The following is an 18,478-nucleotide window of genomic DNA, read 5'->3' on the forward strand; positions in this document are numbered from 1 at the left end:
CGCTCGGAATCCCCTTCACGCAGGCCATTCAGTAAAGAATAGAGCCTCAAAGGAAGTATCACGTCTACATATCAAATTCCGCAACAGAGCCAGGACGAATAAGAAGCGGGTCCACAGAGCTTTGTGATGATTGCGCATGGGGAGCAGATGAGGCTCTTCTCCCTGAATGAACGACGCGCCAACGACAGGCGCATTTTCACTCATGCACGCGAGCGCGATAGTGCTCAAGAACATGCTCTACTCCTGTAGATGAGAAAACGCTTTTCAAACCCTGTGCAGCGCCTTCGGCAGCCACAGCCGCACGTGCGTACATGATGCGCTCATAGCGGCCAACCGAAGACCAGCCATCGGTCGAAGTCAGAGCATCCGCCAGGTCTACGGCGTCAGCGAGCGCAAGGTTGACCCCCTCGCCCGAAAACGGAGACATAAGATGCGCGGCGTCACCAAGGAGAGTCAGACCAGCCTGACTCTCCCAGGAATGTCCCACGGGCAAGGCGTAAAGCGGCCTCACACCGATAAATTCTCCCGTTTCAATCACGTCCCGTAATTCCGGCGCCCATCCGTCAAACGCATTTTGCAGTGCCTGCCGCACGTTTTCGCCGGGCCAGCTTCCCCACTCTCTGGCTAGGCTCTCCGCCAACCTAACGCCAGCGTACCCACGAATATGGCCATAACCATTTCTTTGCGTAATCAGCGCGCGGTTATCGCCTACCGCGAACATCTTGCCGTTACCGGTCAGTTCACCGACGCGAGGATGACGGTCCACATCGAACCCCAGCTCAACCAGCGTAACACCTTCATAACGCGGCACGGCCACGCTCAGCAGAGGGCGAACACAGGACCACGCACCATCCGCACCTATGACAACATCAAACTGTTCTTGCCACCCGCTGCCACCCACCATAAAGGCACCCTTTTCAGGAGCAATTCGGGTTATTCGCTGCCCCCAGCGAACAGTCCTCGGCGTAAGGGAGTTCAGCAGGATCCGACGCAGCGCGGATCGATCGATTTCAGGCCGATCATCCGTAGAGTCATTGCGATCAAACAGGAGCACACCCCCGGGGTCATAAAGGCGATCTCCCTGATCCTCCGGACGGGCTGCCGCAATAAATTCCTCTCGCAGACCGGCCCGTTCCATCGCGTACTGACCTGTCTCACCATGCATATCGAGAGAACCTCCCAGAGGGCGTTCCTCCGCGTGCTGGTCCCGCTCCAGCACCACAGGACATTTGCCCTGAAGCTGCAGTAGACGGGCAAGCATCAGACCACCTGGACCACCCCCTATAATCGCAATCCGCTGCATTGCCATATCCCCGCATTCGATTAATATAGGTGCCTATATACAAACATAGGAACCTATGCAATGGACAATCCTGACGACTGGGATCCTCTTCGTCATCCTGGTCACTATTTCAGCCGGATCGCCCGCGGACTGACGCGGGTCGGCGACGTGCGATTGCGGAATCTGGGACTTGCGACAGCGCAACTTCCGGTACTGACGGCCCTCAAGGACGGCGGAGAATTATCGCAAAAAGAACTGGCAAAATGGGCGAAGGTCGAGCAACCGACCATGGCCCAGATGCTGTCACGTATGGAGCGGGATGGGCTGGTGCGACGTGTGCCAGATCCCGAGGACAAACGCTCCCACCTCATTTCATTGACGGATGCGACCGTGGAAAAACTTCCGGCGGGACGCGCAATTCTCCGTCAGGGCAACTCTGAGATGACGAAGGGCCTGACCGACGATGAGATAAAAACGCTCGTCTCTCTCCTGAGACATGTGCTTGAAAATGTCGATTCCATGGAACCGTGAGCAAAAATCCCATCCCATCAGCAGTCGCGCACCGAGCGCTGTCATCAGCGCCACGGACATTGCGACAGCACCTATCATGAGAAATTGCGGAAACCCGACATCCTCGCCGATAAAGAGATTATCGACGACAACACGTAGTGGGTGATCGATCGGGAGTTCCGCATCGATGATAGCGCGGCAGGTCGGGAACTTGGCTATGTCGGATGGATATCACGTTCTGAGGGCTTGTACGGATATGAGCCTCAAGACGCTTCCAGAGTTGAAAGCCCATGTAGTTATCCTGCGCCTCAATCGTTCAAAAAAAATATATGGCCTGAATTCCATTTTTCCCTTAAATCAGGACCATGCATCACATTGGCTTTTTTATCTGCCCGAATCACCGGATTCTCGATCTCGCAGGCCCTCTGGGGGCTTTCGAAGAAGCGAACATCCTCATTGAGGGGGACGCCTACCGCCTGACCGTGATCTCCAAATTCGGAGGCATCGTCGTCGGGAGTTCGGGTGTTCCCATCGACACGCAACCCAGCCTCGACACGGCTTTTGACACGGTTCTGTTCATCGGTGGAAACATCGGGTCTTTTCAAAATCCCGACACCATCGCAACCGCAAAAGACCTCACGGCAAGAAGTGTCCGCGTCGCGAGTGTCTGCACGGGCGCGTTCCTCCTTGCAGAAACCGGACTGCTCGACGGTCGTCGCGCAACGACGCACTGGCGCCTCGCACCGGAACTGCAACAGCGCTATCCCCAGATCAGGGTTGATGCGGACCGCATCTTCATCTCGGACCACAATGTGTGGACTTCCGCGGGGATTTCCGCGGGGATCGATCTGGCACTGGCGCTCATCGAAACTGACCATGGCATCGCGATCGCACGCGACGTCGCCCGTGAGCTTGTCGTCCCCTACCGCCGCTCCGGAGGGCAGTCACAGTTCTCGGCCATGTCCCAGATGGAGCCGGAATCGGACCGTATCCGCATGGCGCTTGCCTTCGCGCGGGATCATCTGGTCGAGCCGCTCCCGATCGAACGTCTGGCCGAAGCTGCTCGATTGAGCGTCCGTCAGTTCGGGCGCGCTTTTCGCAGTCAGACAGGCGAGACACCGGCCAGAGCAGTCGAACGTCTGCGCGTGGAAGCAGCATGTGGCCGCCTGCAAAGCGGGTCGGAACCGATCGAACGGATCGCGCAATCTGTTGGCTTTTCCGATCCGGAACGCATGCGCCGCGCGTTCGTCAAGCTGCACGGCCACCCGCCGCAGGCGATCCGGCGCGCGGGTCGGCAGGACAGTTCGCCCTGAATGACGACAGCGATATGATTTCAAAAAGATATGGTGCCCATCAGCGCCTCCACCGGATCATGAATGAACCCGTCCGCCTTCAGCATGACCAGGCCGTGGAGCTGCCCCCATCTGACATGCGCCGACAGATGCGACGCCGCCGAATCTGAAGCCGTAATGCGATCGACAAGCGGCTGAAAACTCGCGGTTGCTGCGCGTTTAAGGGCGCTATCGGGTGCGGCCCCCGGAACCAGCCCCGATGCGAACATCAGGCGGTAAAGCTCCACATTCCGCTCCCCGAATACAAGATAGGCGGCTGCCATCCTGTTCAGCGCGGTCACGTCATCTCCGTCCGACGCGGCTTCGAGAAGAACCTCGGTGAACCGCTCGAAGCCGTCTGTCGCAACGGCGGCAAGAAGATCTTCACGGTCGCTGAAGTGGCGATAAGGCGCCGACTGGGCCACGCCAGCCCTGCGTGCCAGCGATGCCATGGAAAGACCTTGTGCCCCGTGAGCGGCGATTTCCGCCCGGGCGGCATCAAGCAACACTTTGCGCAGATCGCCATGGTGGTAGGTCTTGCGAGAATCGGAGGATTTGGCATCTGCGTTTCGCTTCATGTGATGGCATATAACATTTAATTTGACACGCGATCAACGAATGACGATGTGATGGACTATCACATAGGAGATCGTCATGGCTCTGATCCTGAAATCCCACACGCTCCCGTGCTCGGGCACACCTTATCTCGTCAATAATTTCAAACCGATCGAGGCTGAAACGACCGCTTTCGATCTGGAAGTCATTGGTCATGTCCCAGAAGCCCTGAACGGTCGCCTGCTCCGTATCGGTCCCAACCCTGCCGGCGCTCCAGACCCCGCGCATTATCACTGGTTTTCAGGTTCAGGCATGGCGCATGGCCTGCGCCTGCGGGATGGCAAAGCGGTGTGGTACCGCAGCCGTTATGTCCGGGACGCATCCGTGGCCGCCGCTCTGGAATTGCCACTGCTCGGAGGGCCCGGCGCTGGTCTGCGCGATGGCAGCGTGAACACGAATTTTACCAGCGTCGGTGGAAAACTCTATGCTGTTGTCGAAGCGGGCAGCCTTCCGGTCGAACTGAGCTACGATCTGGAAAGCGTCGCCCGTACCGATTTCAACGGAACCCTTGAAGCCGGTTTCACCGGCCATCCAAAACTCGACCCCGTAACCGGCGAACAGCACGCCCTTGCGTATGAACCCGGACAGCCTGTGCGCTATATTTCGCTTGACCAGAACGGATATGCCACAACAAAAGCGCGGATCGACCTGCCCCATATTCCACTGATCCACGATATGGCATTTACCGCGTCGTTCATCGTCATACCCGATCTGCCCGTCACGTTTCAGCCCGAACGTTCGGAGGCTCAATTTCCCTGGCTTTGGGATGAGCGACGGGACGCGCGTATCGGACTGTTGTCACGCAACGGAGACGTCGCAAACATTCAATGGTTTGAGGCCCCACGCTGTTTCGTCTTTCATTTCATGAATGCCTATGACGATGGCGAACTGACCATCATTGATCTCGCACGTCATCCCCGTATGTTCGACTGCGATCACCATGGACCGAATGAAGGCGCGCCCACACTCGTCCGCTGGACGCTAGACCGGCGCTCCGGGCGCTTGAGCGAGACGCCTCTTGACGATCACGGGACGGAATTTCCACGGATCAATGACCGGTTCGGTGGCCACCCCTACCGCTTCGGTTACACAGCCCACTGGGGCCGGGATGTGCGCTTCGGACCCGCCATGAAACATGACATGATGCGGGGAAGCACGGAAATACATCACTACGGCCCCGACCGCATGACCCTGGAGCCCATCTTCGTGCGCAAGCCAGATGCCCTTGCCGAAGACGAAGGCTGGATCATGTCTTATGTGTACGATGCGGCCCGAAATCTGAGCGACGTCGTTATCCTGGATGCTCAGGATTTTACTGGGGAGCCTGTCGCTACAATACGCCTGCCGGTCCGGGTTCCGTTTGGCTTTCACGGCGAATGGATCGCCGACGACATCCTTCCGCCGCCCGCGATCTGAAACGAACGGAAGGTTTCCGAACATCCGCAGTTAAATACCGATACGCATCGAGGACAGTATTTCTGTCTTCGGAGTGTATCGGCGCGACCGACTAAAGGATTGGACGCATCAGCCCATCCTGAGAGCCCGGAAGTTTTTTATAAACCACGTCACGAATTGCTGGGGGCGCCTCCGCAGGGTTTCCAGCATGGAATGGTGGCAGCGGATCATACTGCACAAGAAGCTGCACTTCCTGGGCGGCCTGCACTCCACGGAGTTCAGCCGCGATCGCCAGACCGAAATCAATCCCGGCCGTCACGCCACCGCCACTCATGAAGCGACCATCCTTGACGATACGCGCCGGATCCGGAATGGCCCCGTACTCCTTGAGCACGTTCAGAAACGCCCAATGACAGGCACTTCGCTGTCCCTTTAGCACACCTGAAGCCGCAAGGATGATCGAACCCGTACAGACGGATGTCACATATTTCGCCGTTCCGGACAGACGGCGCACATGCCTCAGCATCTCGGGTTTCATCATGGCCGAAAGATTCAGGGCACCGGGCACGCAAATGACATCGACCTTGTCGATATCGGAAAGTTTTTCCGTCGGCCCGAAGACAATACCCTTTTCCAGCGTAACGAAACCGCCCTCAGGACTGGCAAAACGAATATTTGTGTTGGGAATACGTGACAGGATTTCATTGGGCCCTGCAAAATCGAGAAGTGTCCCGTTCGAATAAATCGCAAACAGAAAATCGATAGGCTTTTCGGCTGTACCCGGCACAGCCGCCCGTGCGCTTTGCGGCAGAAGGCGCGTTGCCGCCGTTGCGGCAATCGTAGCACCCCCCGCAAGCATCATGCGTCGCCGCGCACTCCCTGCTTCGCTCAACTCTTCCGCGAAGGTTTCATCGAAAATTTCAGGCATCTCCGTCTCCTCATTTCTCCTGCCCCATAGGGCTGGTTGCTGGACGGTCTTGAGACGTAGTGCCCTACGAGAATTTCCCAAAGGACCTATTTCCCTTGTTTTGCGCCATATTCGAAATGGCAAAGTTTAATGTCTTAAAATAAGGGAAATATGTCCTTTAGGTCATGGTCCGTTTTGCTAGGATCAACGGGAACGGTGATCGCGTCGGGGACGCCAGTCACGTTTTTCTAATATGAGGATCTGATATGAGACTTTCGGGAAAAACTGCCCTCATCACGGGTGGTACGAGCGGTATCGGCCTTGCGACCGCAAAGCGATTTATCGCAGAAGGAGCCCGTGTTGCCGTCACTGGCCGTGACGAAACCCGGTTTGCCGATGTGCATGCAGAACTCGGCGGCGAGGCGCTGGTTCTGGCTGCTGATGTGCGGTCTGTCGAAGACATGAAATCCGTTGCGGACAAGGTTCAGAAATCATTTGGTGGACTCGACATTCTGTTTGTAAATGCCGGCTACGTCATTCCGACACCATTACAATCAATTGATGAACGTCAGTATGACGACGTTATGGATGTCAGCGTCAAAGGCGCCGTACTCACGATGCAGGCGGCACTCCCCGCGCTGCGTGAGGGATCATCCGTGATTCTGACGACGTCGTTCATCGACCAGACCGGCAAACATGGTCTGTCGCTGGTCGCAGCCGCCAAAGCGGCGGTCCGTTCATTTGCAAGAAGCTGGTCCTATGAACTGCTTGGTCGCAAAATACGCGTCAACGCGGTCGCTCCCGGCGGAATCGAAACGCCGCTTCTGAACAAGATCGGTCTTTCTGAAGCCGAGGTGGAAAACTTCAAAACACAGTTCGCTGCGAGCGTCCCTCTGGGGCGAATGGGCCGGGCCGAAGAAATTGCCTCCGCTGTTCTTTACCTTGCAAGCGACGAATCCCGCTACGTCGTCGGCACAGAACTGGTCGTCGATGGCGGTTGTTCGCAACTTTAAAACAAAGATCCGATCGCCTTCACCATCGTTCATCACCGGGACAACCGTCATGACATTTACAAAGCCGTTCTCCTCTTTTCTGGGTGCCTCGATGGCGCTCGCTCTGCAATGCGCTCCTGCAATGGCAGCCAGTACGCAATCGCCGGATGCGGCGGCCGTGGAGGCTGTGACCGAGCAGTTTGCTGCCGAGCTCGCCAAAGGTGATCTCAAGGCGATTTCGCATCTCTACACCGATGATGCCAGACTGCTGCCTCCCAACGCAGACCCGATTTCCGGTCGCGCCGCAATCCTCGCCTATTTCGAGAAAACCCTGCGGCCGGATCTCGTAGGGGGCGCCAAATTCGATCACTACGAGATTTATGGTGGTGAAACATCCGCAGTCAGCCTCTCTCAAATCAGGATGCTCGATACCAAAGGTCAGGTCGTTGAACGCGGCAAGCAGACGATTGTCCTGCTTAAACAGGATGGAAAATGGAAGATCCATCGCGATATGTGGTCAGATAATTCGCCCGCCAATACTGCCAACTGAGAACAGAAGCAGAGTGAAAATATCATTCACGAGCGCTTTGAACTCCGAGCTCGTTGTGGAGCGTGCGTCTAACTAACCTACATTCAGGTTGTTAGGCGCAGGACTCACTGACCAGACTCAGAGGATGACGGTGGCATCGAGTGCAATCGCGAAGAAGAAGGTCGTAGGGCCATGACCCGCAAACCAGTCGGATTGTGGCCGTCCACGCAAGCTCCGTCGGCGCGCTGGTCAAAGAACTGACAGCACGGTCGAAAGAAGCAGGGCTTCATCTCAGGTAGAGCATTTCAAGCTGGAGCAGCGGTTCAGGGAGACATACGCCTGACGGAAACAGGCCATGAAGCCCATCCGCTGGAACTCGCCATCGACATGGATATTACATACATGAAACGATATGCCATGCCTCTTGAGGCATGAATACTCATCGTGAAAAACCCACACGATCATTGTACCTGCATGATCGTTTACCCAGATGATGTCATGAGATTCTGTACAAATTCCGCGAACTGGCGTGCTTTCGCGGTCATCATGTTACCGGCTGGGAAAACCGCCCAGAGATCGATGAGAGGCAACGACCACTCTTCCAGCACCCGCACGACGGAGCCGCTCTCCAGTTCCGGCGCGAACATCCAGTCCGACGTGATGGTCAGGCCCATATCTGTCAGGATCGCAGCGCGCAACCCTTCGGCGGCGCTGACGCGCAGCCGCCCAGAAACGGAAACCGACACCGCCGCTCCGTCCCGCGTGAACGACCAGACGCTCGGCAATTGGCTGTAGATGACGGTGTCGTGGTGTGCGAGATCCGCCGGATGCCGCGGCAATCCCGCACGCGCCAGATACGTGGGCGTTGCGATCACCGATCGCCGACCGGTCACGATTTTTCTCGCAACAGCCGTGGAGTCGGAAAGCGCGCCCATACGCAGGGAGATATCGACACCCTCCGCCACGAGATCGATCATCCGGTCGTCGAGGAGGAAATCGACATCGAGCTGAGGATGCGCCGCCAGAAACTCGGGTAATTTCGGAATCACATGCAGGCGCGAAAACGTCGTCGCCGCCGACACTCGCAATCGCCCGGACAGCCCGCCGCCCGCCCCCTTGGCGGCGAGTTCCGCTTCGTCCGCTTCCTGGATGGCGTTGCGCGCGCGTTCATAGAAGTTCTGTCCGGCCTCGGTCGGCGTCAGGCCGCGCGTCGTGCGGATCAGCAGACTAACCTGAAGCCGGGCTTCGAGTTGCGCGACGGTCTTGGAGACCGCCGGCTGCCCCACGCCGAGCTGACGCGCCGCGGCTGAAAACGAGCCCGTCTCCACCACACGCACGAACGTGGTCATTGCCTGATATCGGTCCATGCCATTCCTCCGAGGAATGGCCTTTATCGCCCCGAGATGACTGCCGTGTCGAGCGGCATGGAGGATATCGTCTGCGTCACCCGGACAGGCCGGGCCAGAGAGAAAGAAAGCCCGATGTTCGGACCCTTCATCGTCGCAGCGTCCGAACCGGCCATCGCACACGGCATGCTCGCCTTCCAGCTCACCGGCAGCCCGCTTCATGCCCTGCTGGCACTGGTCGGTCATGCCCTCTCAAGCCCGCAGGCCCGCCATAAAGGAGAAAACGAGGATGCTTGATGTCTATGCTTTCGCGACGCCCAACAGCGTCAAGGTGCCGATCGCGCTGGAGGAACTGGGATTTCCCTATACGCTGCACGGCGTCAATGTCCGCAAGGGCGAACAGAAGACGCCAGAGTTTCTCAGGCTGAATCCCAACGGCAAGGTGCCGGTCCTCGTCGACACGCCCGAAAACGGCGATCCGTTCATCCTCACGGAATCAGCGGCGATCCTCGTTTATCTCGCCGAGAAAGCCGGTCGGCTCCTGCCGGCCAGCGGGGAAGAGCGCGCCCGCGTTTTCGAGCAGCTTTTCTTCCACGCCTCCGGTCTGAGCCCCGCTTTCGGACAGTCCGGCTTCTTCCAGCGCTTCGCCGCCGAGCCTCAGCCCCTTGCCCTCGAGCGTTTCGCCAGCGAAGCGACGCGCACGCTGGGCCTGCTCGACGGCGTGCTGGCGGAGCGCCCGTTCGTTGCCGGGGAAGACTTCACCATCGCGGACATCGCCCATTTCGGCTGGCTGTGGCGTCGTGGTTTCCCCAACATCACATTCGACGACACACCCAACATCGCGCGCTGGTACGAAACGGTCGAAGCACGCCCGGCCGTCCAACGCGGCATCGCCCGCGTCGAGGCACTCGTCCCGCAAGACTGACATCATTCCCAGCAAGGAAAACATCATGTCCATGCTTTTCATGCCTTTCAGAGCGGGCGCGCTGTCGCTCGACCATCGGGTCGTCATGGCGCCGCTCACCCGCATGCGTTCTGAGCCCGGCGACAAAGCTGGCGCGCTCATGCGCGAATACTACACCCAGCGCACATCGCATGGCGGCCTCATCGTGTCCGAAGCGACGCCTGTCGCGCGGGAAGGATACGGTTATGCCGGGGCGCCCGGCATCTACGACGATGCGCACATCGACGGCTGGCGTGCGGTAACCGACGCCGTGCATGCCGGGGGCGGCAGGATCGTCATGCAGCTCTGGCATGTCGGACGGCAGTCCCATCGCGATCTTCAGCCGGACGGCGGCGCACCGGTGGCACCCTCCGCGATCCGGGCGGAAGGGGATGCCTATACGCCGAACGGGGCGGCACCGTTCTCCATGCCGCGCGCCCTGGAACTTCATGAAATTCCCTGTGTGATCGAACAGTTCCGGCAGGGCGCGGCGCGCGCGAAAGCAGCCGGTTTCGATGGCGTGGAAATCCACGGCGCGAACGGCTACCTGCCCGACCAGTTTCTGCAGGACGGCACCAACCATCGCACCGACGACTATGGCGGTCCGATCGAAAACCGCGCGCGCTTCCTGCTGGAAGTGACGCAGGCGGCCATCGATGTGTGGGGCGCGGACCGCGTCGGCGTGCGGCTGAGTCCAAGCGGCACCTACGGTTCGATGTCCGACAGCAATCCGCAGGAGACCTTCGGCTATGTCGCGGAGAAACTGGACGAAATGGGCATCGCTTATCTCCAGGTCGTCGAGCCGCGCATCAAGGGCACGGAACTGGTCGCCGAGAGCGATGCGGTCGCGGCGCGGACGCTGCGCCGTGCCTTCAGAGGCACGCTCATTGCCGCTGGCGGTTTTGATAGCGCCAGTGCCGAGGCGATCATCCGGGCAGGCGACGCCGATGCCGTCGCTTTCGGGCGGGCGTTCATCAGCAACCCGGATCTGCCGGAACGTCTGCGACGCAATCTGCCGCTGAACCCGTATGACCGTTCGACCTTCTACGGCGGCGGCGCGCATGGCTACACCGATTACCCGGCGCTTGAAACCGTCGGCTGAAACCCCATTCCGGCCCGGAATGACCGATAGTCGGCCGAGCCGTCATCCCGGATGAAGCAGATCGCTCTATTCTGCGCATGTCACGACGAGCCACAGAGGAAACAATCATGTCACTTCAGGCAAAACTCGATGCTTTCAAAGCCGATTTCGAAGCCGGCAAGCCACCTTATAACGTGCCTCATGCCGTTATAGAGGTGATGCACCGCGCTACCGCCGAACTGATCGCATCCGGCGCCGCCGAGAAGGCGCTCAAGGCACGCGACAGGGCTCCGGCTTTCACTTTGAACGATCCGGACGGCAACCCCGTCTCCTCCGCCGACCTTCTGGCGAAGGGCCCGCTGGTCGTCAGCTTTTATCGCGGTGTCTGGTGCCCTTACTGCAACATGGAACTCCAGGCGCTCGAAGCGGCCCTGCCGTCGTTCCGCGAACTCGGCGCGAATCTGATCGCCATTTCCCCGCAGACGGCGGTGAACAGCCGCAAGTCTGTGCGTCAGAACCATCTCGATTTCCCGATCCTGTCGGACACGCACAACGATGTGGCCGCGAAGTTCGGCCTGCGCTTCGCGCTGCCGGATTATCTGGTCGAACTCTACCAGAACCTGAAAAACGACCTCCCGGGCTTCAATGGCGACGACAGCTGGACCCTGCCGATGCCAGGCCGTTTCGTGATCGGTCAGGACGGCGTGATCCTCTATGCCGAGGTCAACCCGGACTATACCCGCCGCCCTGAACCCGAAGACATGCTCCCGGCCCTGCTGAAGCTCAGGAACGTCACGGCCTGATATCCTGATTATCGGACTGCTCGAAGACGTCGCCGAATTCGCCCGGAAAAAAAGAAAGTGAAATGAAACGATGACGCCACGAGAAAAAGGCAATGCCGCGACACGGGCCCTGATGGGGGCCGAGCAGTCCGAGCGTCTGGCCAATGCCGCCAGCTCCGACACATTCGGCGCCGACATCGCCGGCTATGCCGTGGACCATGTTTTCGGCGATATCTGACGCGTGACGGCCTTGATCAGGCGCGCAGAAGCCTCATCACCATGACGGTCATGGTGGCATTGCGGCAGCCTCATGAATTCGGCTTGCATATGGGTTTCGCGCTCGACCACGGCATGAAGCTGCGCGAGATCGAGGAAGCGCTGATTCAGATGCTGCCCTATGTCGGTTTTCCCGCGATCTCCGGCGTCATGCCGGTGGCCACCAAAATCATCGCGGAACGCGGCCTGGACAAAACGGCTGGCTATGCCGGTCACCGCGGCCTTCTCTGAGAAAGGCTGGAGATCGCAGGCATCGAAACGCGACGCAACCGGGTCTGCGGTCTCTTTTTCACCGCCTCCCGCTCACCCCCCCGGAGATCTGACAATGCAACGAACCTTTCTGATTACCGGCGCCAGCAAGGGCATCGGCCTGGCTCTGGCACATAATCTGGTGAAGCAGGGTCAGCGCGTTATCGGCCTGGCGCGCAATCGTACGGAAGATTTTCCAGGCACCCTTGTACAGGCGGACCTGGCCGACAGCGATGCAACGGCACGTCTGTGCGCCGAGCTTGTGGAGCATTACGATTTTGACGGTGTGGTCAACAACGTCGGCTTTGTCGGAGCGCAACCTCTTGAAGAGGTTTCCCTGTCGGTTTTCGATGAAGTCATGCGCGTCAATCTTCACCCGGCTGTCCTGACGGCACAGGCTCTTCTACCGGGAATGAGGGCGCGTGGTTGGGGACGCATCGTCAACATATCCAGCCTGACAGCCCTCGGGGCCATACAACGGACCGCTTATGCCGCAGCGAAGTCGGCACTGATCAGCTTTTCGCGGGGGTGGGCCCTCGAACTTGCCACGACAGGGATCACGGTCAACACCGTCGCTCCTGGCCCGACAGAGACCGAATTGTTTCGCGCCAACAACACGCCCGGCAGTGATGGTGAAAAATGCTATCTGTCGGGCATCCCCATGAAGCGGTTCGGGAGGCCGGAAGAAGTGGCGGCGGCGATCGCGTTTGTGCTGTCGGAAGACGCATCGTTCATGACGGGGCAGACCCTGCATATCGACGGCGGAGCCTCGATCGGAAAAGCCTGAGGCGCCGCTGATGCTCGATCCGGTCTCTGACGGATCCCCGCTCATCCTGCGAGAACGACCCCGACGGCTGAACGAAACGCCGGTCTCGCATCGCTCGTCTCCACAACAGTCGTCATTTTCCCCACCACGAGCATCCCGGCCGACATATCGAAAGGATGGACGCCCATGATCCGCTTTTACTACCACCCGACGCCGAACCCCGCGAAAATCGCGCTGTTCCTCGAGGAAGCCGGACTTCCCTATGAAGTCGTGCCGATCGATACCGGCAGAGGGGAGCAGCATACGTCGACTTTCCGCAAGATCAATCCGAACGGCAAGCTTCCGGCCATCGTCGATACGGACGGCCCCGGCGGCCAGGATGCCCGAGTTTTTGATTCCACGGCCACTCTTCTCTATCTGGCCGAAAAAACGGGGCGCTTCCTCGGCACCAATGCCGACCGACCGGAACTCCTGTCCTGGCTGATGTTTCTGGGCACCGGCCTCGGCCCGTTCTCCGGTCAGGCCGTGCATTTCCAGCATGTCGCGCCCGGCGGTCTCGACTATGCGCTCAACCGCTACCGGCGGGAAATAGAGCGGCATTATCAGGTGCTGAACGATCATCTGGAAGGCCGCTCGTTCGTGGTCGGTGACGAGTACACCATTGCCGACATGTCGGCCTGGGGCTGGCTCGACCGTGCGCCGCGCGTGATGAAAGGGTCAGGCACACCTCTGGCGCCCTGGCCCAACCTGGCGCGCTTCATGAACCTCATGAACGCACGTCCGGCCGCTGCCCGTGCCCGTGCCGTCATGGCCACCCATAGCTTCAAGACCGAGATGGACGAGCAAGCGCTGCGCGCCCTCTATCCCTCGAATTTCCCGAGATAATCGCGAAAGGTCCGGTCCACGTCTTCATCGAACACCTATGCCTATGCGCCGGAGAAAATCGGAAACGCAGGATCGGCTTGTCCAAGGTTAACGTTTCTTGGAACGTCCCCCTGAAAGCCGATCTTCGGCCGCCGTCTGGCCCAGGATGACGACGTTTACCTTACCAGCGGATCAGCGGAGGCAGGATCAGACGCGTCACGAGCGTCACGATGCCGCACGCCACCGAATACCAGACGGCGACATAAAGCGGATCGTCGAAGGGGCAGGCCAGCACGAAGGCCAGCGCGCCGAAAGCCGCCGCGGCGATGCCCACCGCCCATGCCGTGCCGCGCGCATCCACCGATGCGCCGCGCCGCGCGAACAGGCCGAGCGCCAGCACCGCCGGCAGGGACAATTCCACAATCTTCCGCGCGCAGACGATGCCATGCGCCGGATCGAGCCGCTGCCAGAACACGGCAGGCCCGGCCTGAAGCACGTCCACCAGCCACCCGAGCGCGAGTGCCACGAGGGCGAGCATGCCCACGATACGCAGACCCCGTCGTGGCGAGCGTGTGGGATCGAGCGACAGCAGGGCCGTCGCTCCACCGACGGCGGCAATCACGACCAGGCTCGCGGCCTTCCACCAGAAGCTCGGCATCCCCATGGCGTCAGGCATGTCCGAACGCATGAGACCCAGCTTCAGCACGAAGACAATCTCGATCACGCCAAGGGCCAACAGGATCGTCGCGTCCCGCCACGGCGTGCGCCGTCTGACGGGCCGCAGGCCGGTCGCGAGCCGATCGATCAGAGGATCAGTCGACATCACTACCTCGCATTACTAAAGCATTCATGCGGTTCAGACCGCGATGAATGTTGACCTTGACCAGCGTGGCGGACTGCCCCGTCCGGTGTGCCGCCTCCTCGATACTCAATCCACGCAGCTTAACGAGGCGGATGGCTTCCGCCTGCGCTGGCTTCAACTGCCCGAGCAGGCGTTCCAGCGCATAGGCCGTCGTCACCTGCTCCTCATGATCCGGCACAGGCAGATCGTCGTCGAGCGGCGCATCATTCGCCCGGCTGGCGGCCCGCAACCGATCGATCCACTTGTATCGAGCGATCGCCGCGATCCAGGGGCCGAACTTCTGGGACGGATTGAACGTATGCCGTTTCTCGTGAACGGCAAGCAACGTGTCCTGTACGGCATCGTCAACCATGGATAGCGGCAGACGCCCGAGAAAGAAGCGTCTCAGCCAATCCTGCGCCTCGGCGAGCACGTGGCGATAGGCATCGGCGTCGCCTGCCTGAGCCGCCGCCATCCAGCGGCTCCAATCCGCTTCCGTCACGAACCCTCCGTCCCTGGTTACGACGAGAGTCAGCTCCCGCCATCGTCGGCCAGCGTCAGCACCGGCTGCGCGCGCCAGAACGATGCGAACAACGCGTGCAGCGCCTCGATCCGTGGTGCGTCATATGTAGCGATATACGGATGATCCGGATAGCGTGCCGCGAAATTTTGGTGATCCGCTCCGGCCACATAGAATCCGTGATCCGGGGCCACCTGCGTTGCGATGGGCCTTGCGAAGACATGCGTCGCGTCGAGCTGTGCGATATAGGCATGCGCTTCCCGAGCCTGCTGCGCGGATCGGGTGTAGAGCACGGAGCGATATTGCGTGCCCTCATCCGGGAATTGGCGGTTCACCTGTGTCGGGTCGAGCGCAACAGAAAAGAAAATGCGCATCAACGTGCCGTAGCTGACCTGCACTGGATCAAAATCGACTTCAACCGACTCTGCGTGTCCCGTATCGCCGCTACTGACGGTCTCATAATCCGCCGTGTCGCGCGCACCGCCGTCGAAACCCGCGCGGGTCGCGGTCACACCACGGACATGTTCGAAGACGCTCTGCACGCCCCAGAAGCAACCGCCCGCGAAGACGGCGCTCGCATGATGCGTCGCGGGCGCCGGCTCCATCAGAGCGGGTGCCGGAAGAATACGGGGGGCGGGTTCGCCCGTCGCTGCGTGGCAGGCGGCGCCGAAGGTCGTCAGCGCCATCAGGGAAACGCCGAAAAATCCTGATCGTGTCATGATTCCAGTTCCTTCAGGTCGTATGGAATGAAAGGGCCACACCGTTCATGCAGTAGCGCAGGCCGGTTGGCTGCGGCCCGTCATCGAACACGTGGCCAAGATGACTGCCGCAGGTCGCGCATCGCACCTCCGTGCGCTCCATGCCGAGGCTGTCATCGCTACGTTCCTGCACGGCGTGCGGCAGCGCACGCTCGAAACTCGGCCAGCCGGTGCCGCTGTCGAACTTTGCGCGTGCATCGAACGCTGCCGTGTCGCATCCGGCGCAGGCGAAGCGACCGGGGCGATGCTCTGTCAGAAATGGGCTCGAATACGGCATTTCGGTGCCTGCCTCGCGCAGCACATTCTATTGCGCGGGCGTCAGCAGGCGGTGCCATGCGGCGTCGGTGTGCGTGACGGGATAGGGCTCGGTGGCCCGTGCACGACCGAACGCCGCCATGGCAACGGCGGCAAGAAAGAATTGGCGACGGGATGGCATGCTGTGTCCCCCTCGTTTTGAGTTGTCACAGCGTTCTTCGCGAAAATTCCCTGTCCGGTTACGCGGGTAAGAAGAATTTTTTATTTCCGTCAGGACATGGCGGAAACTGTAACCTTTCGCGTCTCGCCGACGAACGCATCCACATCAACGCTTGACCATTCAGTTGGAAAGCCCGGACATGCTCTCATCACGCCGCGTGCGACCGCGTCGCACGCCATTGCCCGTCATTCGCGTCACCCACTGGATCGGCGCATTGTCGATGCTCGCCATGATCGGCAGTGGCTGGCAGATCTATAATGCCTCGCCCATTCTGCCTTTCGAATTCCCGGCCTGGGCCACGTTGGGCGGCTGGCTGGGGGGCGGGATCGCCTGGCATTTCGCGGCGATGTGGGTGCTGATGGCTGCCGGCATCGTCTATATGGCGTATGGCGTGCTGTCAGGGCATTTCCGCCGCGATCTGCGGCCCAAAGGCCCGCGCGCCGTTGGTCGTGATATGGCGCAGGCGCTGCGCTTCAGGCTGTCCCATGCCGCCGGTCATTACAACGCCGTCCAACGGCTGCTTTATACCGGCGTGCTGATTGTAGCCCTGCTGACCATTGCAAGCGGGCTGTCCATCTGGAAGCCGGTGCAGCTCGGATGGCTGACATGGCTGTTCGGCGGCTACGATATCGCCCGTCGCGTTCATTTCGCGATGATGACGCTGATCGTCGCCTTTCTCGTCATTCACATCGCTCTTGCCCTGCTCGTGCCATCGACCCTGTTCGGCATGGTGATCGGCCGTCGCCCGAGCGGGGCGCCTGAAACGAGCGTTCAGGAGGGAGCCCCCCGATGAGCCAGAATCGCCTCGATCGCTCCGAGATCGCTCCCGAATTGCGACGGATCGAGCGCCGTCTGATGCTCAAAGGCGCCCTGTCGCTCGGCGGGCTGTCGATGCTGTCCGGCTGTGCGCTGGACGACGAGCCGTCCGTGGAGCGCGCGCTCAGCGCGATGTCGCGTTTCACCGACCGGATGCAGGCCCTGCTGTTCAGTCGCCAGCGTCTCGCGCGGGAATTCGATGCTTCGCAGATCACGCATCCTTTCCCGTTCAACGCCTATTACGGCGAGAGCGAAATCCGCACCGTCGATCCGGCTGGCTGGCGTCTGGAAGTCGGTGGTCTGGTCTCGGACAAACGCGCATGGTCGCTGGCGCAGTTCCGCGCGCTGCCGCAAAAAACGGCAAATTACACGTCATATCTGCGTCGAGGGATGGAGTGCGATCGGGGAGTGGTCCGGCGTGCCGCTGTCGATGTTCCTGCAACGGGTCGGCGCGGATCTTCGTGCGAAATATGTCAGTTTTCGCTGCTTTGACGATTATTCGACCAGCATCGACATGGCGACCGCGCTGCATCCGCAAACCATTCTGGTGCTGGACTATGGAGATCATGCCCTTGCGCCTGCCTATGGCGCGCCGATGAAGGTCAGGATTCCAACGAAGCTGGGCTACAAGAATCCGAAATATCTTGCGTCCATCGAAGTCACCGATCGCTTTCCCGGCGGCTACTGGGAGGATCAGGGCTACGACTGGTTCGGCGGGTCATAAAAAAACACGCGTCCCTGTAACCCGACGACGTGCCTCATCGAAGAATGGAACAGAGAGGCGGAATGTTTCCTCCTCCACATCATCAACAGATCAGGAAATGACCATGTCTATTCGCAATATCGCCATTGCCGCCGCTTTTTCGTCCGCCGTCGTTCTGGGTGGCGTCGCTCACGCACAGGACGCCATGTCGCACGATGCCATGGCCCCGAACCAGATGGCTCCGAACTCGATGGCACATGACGGCATGTCGAAGAACGGCATGGCGCACAACACGATGGCTCCGAATGCGATGTCTCATAACGGCATGTCTCATGGCGGCATGAAGAAACATGACGGCATGGCGCATCACGGCATGAAGAAGGACGCGATGTCCCACGACAACATGAACCATGACAACGCGAAGGCCGCTCCGCAGGACAGCATGGCGAAACCGAGCTAAGCCCGGTTTTACGAGCCATCCGGTCGGCAGGCGTAAT

The 18,478-nt window shown here is 59.9% G+C and carries 26 protein-coding genes; 17 read left to right on the forward strand and 9 right to left on the reverse strand.

Going from position 1 to position 18,478, the window contains the following annotated elements; translation table 11 throughout:
• Positions 1 to 196: 196 nt before the first annotated feature.
• Positions 197 to 1,309, reverse strand: a complete 1,113-nt coding sequence (locus PWM43_RS13145; RefSeq protein ID WP_289842981.1) for an FAD-dependent oxidoreductase — start codon at positions 1,307 to 1,309, stop codon at positions 197 to 199.
• A 54-nt stretch (positions 1,310 to 1,363) separates the two neighbouring features.
• On the opposite strand from PWM43_RS13145, the gene PWM43_RS13150 reads away from it, so the two are divergent.
• Positions 1,364 to 1,813 (forward strand): MarR family winged helix-turn-helix transcriptional regulator, encoded by a 450-nt coding sequence (locus PWM43_RS13150; protein WP_289842982.1) that lies wholly within the window; start codon positions 1,364 to 1,366, stop codon positions 1,811 to 1,813.
• Positions 1,814 to 2,157: 344 nt separating this feature from the next.
• Positions 2,158 to 3,105 carry a GlxA family transcriptional regulator gene (locus PWM43_RS13155; protein WP_289842983.1) on the forward strand — a complete coding sequence of 316 codons (948 nt, stop codon included), beginning with the start codon at positions 2,158 to 2,160 and terminating at the stop codon, positions 3,103 to 3,105.
• Between the two features lie 20 nt (positions 3,106 to 3,125).
• On the opposite strand, the gene PWM43_RS13160 is transcribed toward PWM43_RS13155, so the two are convergent.
• Entirely contained in the window at positions 3,126 to 3,701 is a 576-nt protein-coding gene (locus tag PWM43_RS13160) for a TetR/AcrR family transcriptional regulator (RefSeq protein WP_289842984.1), read from the reverse strand.
• A 76-nt stretch (positions 3,702 to 3,777) separates the two neighbouring features.
• On the opposite strand from PWM43_RS13160, the gene PWM43_RS13165 reads away from it, so the two are divergent.
• Entirely contained in the window at positions 3,778 to 5,154 is a 1,377-nt protein-coding gene (locus PWM43_RS13165; RefSeq protein ID WP_289842985.1) for a carotenoid oxygenase family protein, read from the forward strand.
• Between the two features lie 91 nt (positions 5,155 to 5,245).
• Here PWM43_RS13165 and PWM43_RS13170 read toward each other — a convergent pair whose 3' ends face one another.
• The gene (locus PWM43_RS13170) at positions 5,246 to 6,061 is read right to left on the reverse strand and encodes a DJ-1/PfpI family protein (protein WP_289842986.1); all 816 of its coding nucleotides are present in this window, start codon (positions 6,059 to 6,061) and stop codon (positions 5,246 to 5,248) included.
• Between the two features lie 245 nt (positions 6,062 to 6,306).
• Here PWM43_RS13170 and PWM43_RS13175 point away from each other — a divergent pair, with 245 nt between their 5' ends.
• Both PWM43_RS13175 and PWM43_RS13180 read left to right on the forward strand, forming a co-directional pair.
• Positions 6,307 to 7,053 (forward strand): SDR family oxidoreductase, encoded by a 747-nt coding sequence (locus PWM43_RS13175; RefSeq protein ID WP_289842987.1) that lies wholly within the window; start codon positions 6,307 to 6,309, stop codon positions 7,051 to 7,053.
• Positions 7,054 to 7,102: 49 nt separating this feature from the next.
• A complete protein-coding gene (locus PWM43_RS13180; RefSeq protein ID WP_289842988.1) occupies positions 7,103 to 7,582 on the forward strand; it encodes a YybH family protein in 480 nt (159 codons plus the stop codon).
• A gap of 461 nt (positions 7,583 to 8,043) precedes the next feature.
• Here the strand turns inward: PWM43_RS13180 and PWM43_RS13185 are convergent, their stop codons facing one another.
• On the reverse strand, positions 8,044 to 8,928 hold the full coding sequence (locus PWM43_RS13185; RefSeq protein WP_289842989.1) for a LysR family transcriptional regulator: 885 nt from the start codon (positions 8,926 to 8,928) through the stop codon (positions 8,044 to 8,046).
• Positions 8,929 to 8,973: 45 nt separating this feature from the next.
• On the opposite strand from PWM43_RS13185, the gene PWM43_RS13190 reads away from it, so the two are divergent.
• The 8 genes from PWM43_RS13190 to PWM43_RS13225 all read left to right on the forward strand — a co-directional run bounded on the left by PWM43_RS13190 (position 8,974) and on the right by PWM43_RS13225 (position 13,889).
• Positions 8,974 to 9,204, forward strand: coding sequence for a hypothetical protein (locus PWM43_RS13190; protein WP_289842990.1), 231 nt, complete (start codon positions 8,974 to 8,976; stop codon positions 9,202 to 9,204).
• Positions 9,197 to 9,832, forward strand: a complete 636-nt coding sequence (locus PWM43_RS13195) for a glutathione S-transferase family protein (RefSeq protein ID WP_289842991.1) — start codon at positions 9,197 to 9,199, stop codon at positions 9,830 to 9,832. Before PWM43_RS13190 ends, PWM43_RS13195 begins: the two co-directional genes overlap by 8 nt.
• Positions 9,833 to 9,857: 25 nt before the next feature.
• A complete protein-coding gene (locus PWM43_RS13200) occupies positions 9,858 to 10,952 on the forward strand; it encodes an alkene reductase (RefSeq protein WP_289842992.1) in 1,095 nt (364 codons plus the stop codon).
• Between the two features lie 107 nt (positions 10,953 to 11,059).
• Complete coding sequence (locus PWM43_RS13205; protein ID WP_289842993.1) at positions 11,060 to 11,734, forward strand: peroxiredoxin-like family protein; 675 nt, start codon at positions 11,060 to 11,062, stop codon at positions 11,732 to 11,734.
• A gap of 70 nt (positions 11,735 to 11,804) precedes the next feature.
• Entirely contained in the window at positions 11,805 to 11,951 is a 147-nt protein-coding gene (locus tag PWM43_RS13210) for a hypothetical protein (protein WP_289842994.1), read from the forward strand.
• 41 nt (positions 11,952 to 11,992) lie between these two features.
• Positions 11,993 to 12,220: a carboxymuconolactone decarboxylase family protein gene (locus PWM43_RS13215; protein WP_394356085.1), complete on the forward strand. Its 228-nt coding sequence runs from the start codon at positions 11,993 to 11,995 to the stop codon at positions 12,218 to 12,220.
• A gap of 94 nt (positions 12,221 to 12,314) precedes the next feature.
• A complete protein-coding gene (locus tag PWM43_RS13220; RefSeq protein WP_289842995.1) occupies positions 12,315 to 13,025 on the forward strand; it encodes an SDR family oxidoreductase in 711 nt (236 codons plus the stop codon).
• Positions 13,026 to 13,190: 165 nt separating this feature from the next.
• Positions 13,191 to 13,889 carry a glutathione S-transferase family protein gene (locus PWM43_RS13225; RefSeq protein WP_289842996.1) on the forward strand — a complete coding sequence of 233 codons (699 nt, stop codon included), beginning with the start codon at positions 13,191 to 13,193 and terminating at the stop codon, positions 13,887 to 13,889.
• Positions 13,890 to 14,049: 160 nt separating this feature from the next.
• Here PWM43_RS13225 and PWM43_RS13230 read toward each other — a convergent pair whose 3' ends face one another.
• From PWM43_RS13230 to PWM43_RS13250, 5 genes are read right to left on the reverse strand one after another with little or no spacing between them, the layout of a single operon-like run.
• Complete coding sequence (locus PWM43_RS13230; RefSeq protein ID WP_289842997.1) at positions 14,050 to 14,691, reverse strand: DUF1109 domain-containing protein; 642 nt, start codon at positions 14,689 to 14,691, stop codon at positions 14,050 to 14,052.
• Positions 14,681 to 15,211 carry a sigma-70 family RNA polymerase sigma factor gene (locus PWM43_RS13235; RefSeq protein WP_289842998.1) on the reverse strand — a complete coding sequence of 177 codons (531 nt, stop codon included), beginning with the start codon at positions 15,209 to 15,211 and terminating at the stop codon, positions 14,681 to 14,683. The genes PWM43_RS13230 and PWM43_RS13235 overlap by 11 nt, the downstream gene beginning before the upstream one ends.
• A 29-nt stretch (positions 15,212 to 15,240) precedes the next feature.
• Positions 15,241 to 15,948 carry a peptide-methionine (S)-S-oxide reductase MsrA gene (msrA, locus tag PWM43_RS13240; protein ID WP_289842999.1) on the reverse strand — a complete coding sequence of 236 codons (708 nt, stop codon included), beginning with the start codon at positions 15,946 to 15,948 and terminating at the stop codon, positions 15,241 to 15,243.
• A 13-nt stretch (positions 15,949 to 15,961) separates the two neighbouring features.
• Positions 15,962 to 16,288 carry a peptide-methionine (R)-S-oxide reductase MsrB gene (gene msrB, locus PWM43_RS13245; RefSeq protein WP_289843000.1) on the reverse strand — a complete coding sequence of 109 codons (327 nt, stop codon included), beginning with the start codon at positions 16,286 to 16,288 and terminating at the stop codon, positions 15,962 to 15,964.
• 3 nt (positions 16,289 to 16,291) lie between these two features.
• Positions 16,292 to 16,423, reverse strand: coding sequence for a hypothetical protein (locus tag PWM43_RS13250; protein WP_289843001.1), 132 nt, complete (start codon positions 16,421 to 16,423; stop codon positions 16,292 to 16,294).
• A 178-nt stretch (positions 16,424 to 16,601) separates the two neighbouring features.
• Between PWM43_RS13250 and PWM43_RS13255 the strand changes: the two genes are divergently transcribed.
• The 4 genes from PWM43_RS13255 to PWM43_RS13270 all read left to right on the forward strand — a co-directional run bounded on the left by PWM43_RS13255 (position 16,602) and on the right by PWM43_RS13270 (position 18,441).
• Positions 16,602 to 17,255 (forward strand): cytochrome b/b6 domain-containing protein, encoded by a 654-nt coding sequence (locus PWM43_RS13255; RefSeq protein WP_289843002.1) that lies wholly within the window; start codon positions 16,602 to 16,604, stop codon positions 17,253 to 17,255.
• Positions 17,252 to 17,770, forward strand: a complete 519-nt coding sequence (locus tag PWM43_RS13260; RefSeq protein WP_289843041.1) for a molybdopterin-binding protein — start codon at positions 17,252 to 17,254, stop codon at positions 17,768 to 17,770. The genes PWM43_RS13255 and PWM43_RS13260 overlap by 4 nt, the downstream gene beginning before the upstream one ends.
• A complete protein-coding gene (locus PWM43_RS13265; RefSeq protein ID WP_394356086.1) occupies positions 17,709 to 18,002 on the forward strand; it encodes a molybdopterin-dependent oxidoreductase in 294 nt (97 codons plus the stop codon). The genes PWM43_RS13260 and PWM43_RS13265 overlap by 62 nt, the downstream gene beginning before the upstream one ends.
• Positions 18,003 to 18,105: 103 nt before the next feature.
• Positions 18,106 to 18,441, forward strand: a complete 336-nt coding sequence (locus PWM43_RS13270) for a pentapeptide MXKDX repeat protein (protein WP_289843003.1) — start codon at positions 18,106 to 18,108, stop codon at positions 18,439 to 18,441.
• Positions 18,442 to 18,478: the final 37 nt, after the last annotated feature.

It is taken from the genome of Brytella acorum (genome assembly GCF_029309905.1).
In the GTDB taxonomy this organism is placed as follows: Bacteria; Pseudomonadota; Alphaproteobacteria; order Acetobacterales; family Acetobacteraceae; genus Brytella; species Brytella acorum.